Origin of the sequence: Glaciecola sp. HTCC2999 (assembly GCF_000155775.1) — a bacterium.
Lineage (GTDB): Bacteria > Pseudomonadota > Gammaproteobacteria > Enterobacterales > Alteromonadaceae > Opacimonas.
The window spans coordinates 67,888-71,506 of sequence record NZ_DS989812.1; the positions used below are offsets into that span (position 1 = coordinate 67,888).

At 39.5% G+C, this 3,619-nt stretch carries 4 protein-coding genes; all 4 read left to right on the forward strand.

Annotation, left to right across the window (positions count from 1 at the left end; translation table 11 throughout):
• Positions 1-136: 136 nt before the first annotated feature.
• Genes rfbB through rfbD form a run of 4 tightly spaced genes read left to right on the forward strand, consistent with a single transcriptional unit; the run spans position 137 to position 3,513 of the window.
• On the forward strand, positions 137-1,210 hold the full coding sequence (rfbB, locus tag G2999_RS06745) for a dTDP-glucose 4,6-dehydratase (RefSeq protein ID WP_010180030.1): 1,074 nt from the start codon (positions 137-139) through the stop codon (positions 1,208-1,210).
• Positions 1,211-1,234: 24 nt separating this feature from the next.
• Positions 1,235-2,101 (forward strand): glucose-1-phosphate thymidylyltransferase RfbA, encoded by an 867-nt coding sequence (rfbA, locus tag G2999_RS06750; protein ID WP_010180032.1) that lies wholly within the window; start codon positions 1,235-1,237, stop codon positions 2,099-2,101.
• A gap of 1 nt (position 2,102) precedes the next feature.
• Positions 2,103-2,642 (forward strand): dTDP-4-dehydrorhamnose 3,5-epimerase, encoded by a 540-nt coding sequence (gene rfbC / locus G2999_RS06755; RefSeq protein ID WP_010180034.1) that lies wholly within the window; start codon positions 2,103-2,105, stop codon positions 2,640-2,642.
• 10 nt (positions 2,643-2,652) lie between these two features.
• On the forward strand, positions 2,653-3,513 hold the full coding sequence (gene rfbD, locus G2999_RS06760) for a dTDP-4-dehydrorhamnose reductase (protein ID WP_010180035.1): 861 nt from the start codon (positions 2,653-2,655) through the stop codon (positions 3,511-3,513).
• Positions 3,514-3,619 lie beyond the last annotated feature (106 nt).

A 3,619-nucleotide genomic window follows, 5' to 3' on the forward strand; every position in this document is an offset into this window, starting at 1 on the left:
TACTGGATACTGGATACTGGATACTGGATACTGGATACTGGATACTGGATACTGGATACGCTGAAGCGGCGCATAAAATTAATCGTCGTATCGAAATCAGTGTTCAAGCTAAGGTAAGTTCCGCTATACTTAAGAAATGAAAATATTAGTGACAGGCGGCGCGGGTTTTATTGGCTCAGCGCTCATTCGTTATCTTATCCAACATACCTCTCATGAGGTATTGAATGTGGATAAACTTACCTATGCCGGTAATCTGACTTCATTAAGTGATGTCAGTGATGATCCTCGCTATCGATTTGTACAAATTGATATTGTAGATAGTCAAGCGCTTAAGCAAACGTTTGCAACTTTCCAACCCGATGCTGTGATGCATTTAGCGGCAGAGAGTCATGTCGACCGTTCTATATTAGCCGCAGATGAGTTTATCCAAACGAATATCGTAGGTACCTTTAACTTACTTGATGTTGCTAGACGGTATTGGGCGCAGTTACCTGCCGATAAACAATCCCGATTTCGTTTTCAACATATTTCGACGGACGAGGTTTATGGTGACTTGCCGCACCCGAATGATGCAGATTTTACTGGTCAATTGTTTTCAGAAACTACTCCATATGCGCCAAGTAGTCCGTATGCTGCGTCAAAAGCAGCCAGTGATCATTTGGTCAATGCTTGGTGTCGAACTTATGGTCTGCCGATTTTGATGACAAATTGTTCAAATAATTATGGTCCGTATCATTTTCCAGAAAAATTAATTCCCTTAACGATCCTTAATGCACTTGAACAAAAAACGATTCCTATCTATGGCAAAGGCACACAGATAAGGGATTGGCTATATGTCGAGGACCATGTTGAAGCGTTGTATTTAGTGCTACAACAAGGTCACATCGGTGAAACCTATAACATCGGTGGACATAATGAAGTTGAAAACCTTCAGTTAGTGCATATTTTATGTGACACTTTGGATAAGTTGGTGCCGCAGTCGACATCATATAAGACGTTGATCCGCCATGTGGATGACCGTTTAGGCCATGATCGTCGCTATGCTATTGATGCATCAAAAATACATAAGGAGCTTGGCTGGAAGCCTCGTCATACTCTTGAGCAAGGACTGCAGAAAACCATAAAGTGGGTGATTGACCATCGTGCATGGTGCATCGCTGCAGCCCAACGAAAGAGCGCTGCAGTCGATAGGCTTTATTCTTCTCACTAACACTAACACTAACAGGTCGAGTGTATGAAAGGTATTATTTTAGCTGGGGGTAGCGGTAGCCGGTTATGGCCCATTACTCAGGGCTGCTCAAAACAGTTATTACCGGTATACGACAAACCGATGATCTATTATCCATTATCGGTACTCATGTTAGCGGGTATCCAAGATATTTTGATTATCACGACGCCTGCTGATAATGCTCATTTTCAGCAGCTTCTAGGTGATGGCTCATCAATTGGTATTCATATCAGTTATTGTGTCCAAGCTGAGCCTGAAGGGATTGCCCAAGCGTTTATACTCGGTGAAGAATTTATCGGGAACGATGAAGTTGCGCTGATATTAGGGGATAATATTTTCTATGGTTATGGGTTTTCAGCTTTGTTACAGCAAGCTCAGCAGCATCCTAATAACAGTACTATTTTTGCTTATCATGTAAATGATCCACAGCGTTTTGGCGTAGTAGAGTTTGATACCAATGGTACAGCGTTGTCTATTCAAGAAAAACCCTTACAGCCCAAGTCTTCATTTGCCGTGACGGGTTTATATTTTTATCCCAATAACGTTGTGCAAATAGCTAAGTCATTAGTACCGTCAGCAAGAGGAGAATTGGAGATCACCGATATAAACCAAACCTATCTTGAGCAAGGAAAATTACAGGTGCAGACGTTAGGTCGTGGCTTTGCTTGGCTCGATACTGGTACACCTGAATCGTTGATGGAAGCGGGTCAGTTTGTGAGCACTATAGAAGCACGACAGGGTTTAAAAGTGGCTTGTTTAGAAGAGATTGCACTGCAACAAGGCTGGATAGATATCTCAACCATTGCTGCCAAAGTTGCACAATATCGGCACTCATCATATGGTCAGTATTTACAAAAATTAATAGAGAATTAGCATGAATGTTATCGAAACAGCATTACCTGGTGTGTTAATTATTGAACCAGCCATATTTGGTGATGACAGGGGTTTTTTTAAAGAAACGTTTCAAGCACAACGCTATCGTGAGCTGGGGATCTCCCAAGATTTTGTCCAAGATAATTATTCCCGCTCTAGCTATGGGGTGCTGCGTGGTTTGCACTTCCAACAACAATATCCGCAAGGTAAATTAGTGTCATGTACACACGGTTCTGTATTTGATGTGATTGTGGATATTGACCCTGGTTCTGCCACATTTACTCAACATGTTTCAATTGAAATATCCGGAGAGAACCATCGCCAGGTGTACATTCCTCCTGGTTACGCTCATGGGTTTTGTGTGCTAAGTGATACTGCTGATTTCATGTACAAATGTACCGACTATTATCGTCCAGATGATGAAGCAGGTATTTTATGGAATGATCCTCAAATTGATATTGCTTGGCCTATCATCCACCCAACATTGTCACCTAAAGATACAGTTAATATGACTTTAGATGCTTATCAGGCATCGTTATAAAGACCTTAAAATGAAGATATTGATTGCGGGTGCAAATGGTCAAGTCGGCAGTGAGTTTAGTCAGTTAAATTTAGACCAAAATATAGAACTTATTTTATGCGGTAAAGACACGTTGGATATCACGGATAAGCGTTTAACTGAACAGTTGTTCGAACATCACCGTCCTGATATTGTAATTAATTGTGCTGCTTATACAGCAGTCGATTTGGCTGAAAAAGAGCCTGAGCGCGCTTTTTTGATTAATGAAACTGGTTGTGAAAATCTCGCTATTGCCTGTGTAAAATATGATGTGCATCTTATTCATTTATCGACAGATTATGTATTTGATGGTACCAAGTCATTGCCTTATGAATCGAATGATATTCCTAACCCAATTAATGTTTATGGCCAATCAAAACTCGCTGGCGAACAGAAAATTATTCATCTATTATCCCGATATACGATCTTAAGAGTTTCCTGGGTATTTGGTCAATATGGCAATAATTTTGTAAAGACTATGCTGCGTTTAGCAGAGAATAATACACATTTAGAGATTATTAATGATCAACTAGGTGGGCCAACAGCAGCAAATGATATTGCTATGATTTGTGTAAATATTGCGCAAAATTCAGATCGCTTTACAGGTATCTTACACTTTTCAGGTACTCCTTTTGTTAGTTGGGCGCAGTTTGCTGAAGCAATTTTTAGAACGGCCCATATAGAGGGTGCAATTAAGTCAGTTCCATCAGTGGTGCCGATAAAAAGTATTGATTACAAATCTTCAACAAATCGCCCCAAAAATTCGACGTTAAAAACATCAATATCCTTGTCACATTTCAAAATTATAAATTGGCAAAAATCAATGTTAAAAATTGTTAAATTATTAAACTAAATTAAAGCAAAAAAATTTTACATATTGTAAGATTAAGGATTAATTGTGTAAGAAATTTATTACACATATTCTTTTTCTGTTGATAACCTGTCTGTGAAGGTATTTT

Bases quoted from the DNA above. Each gene is read 5' to 3' on its own strand.
- rfbB (WP_010180030.1), top strand. From the start codon at position 137: ATGAAAATATTAGTGACAGGCGGCGCGGGTTTTATTGGCTCAGCGCTC.
- rfbA (WP_010180032.1), top strand. From the start codon at position 1,235: ATGAAAGGTATTATTTTAGCTGGGGGTAGCGGTAGCCGGTTATGGCCC.
- rfbC (WP_010180034.1), top strand. From the start codon at position 2,103: ATGAATGTTATCGAAACAGCATTACCTGGTGTGTTAATTATTGAACCA.
- rfbD (WP_010180035.1), top strand. From the start codon at position 2,653: ATGAAGATATTGATTGCGGGTGCAAATGGTCAAGTCGGCAGTGAGTTT.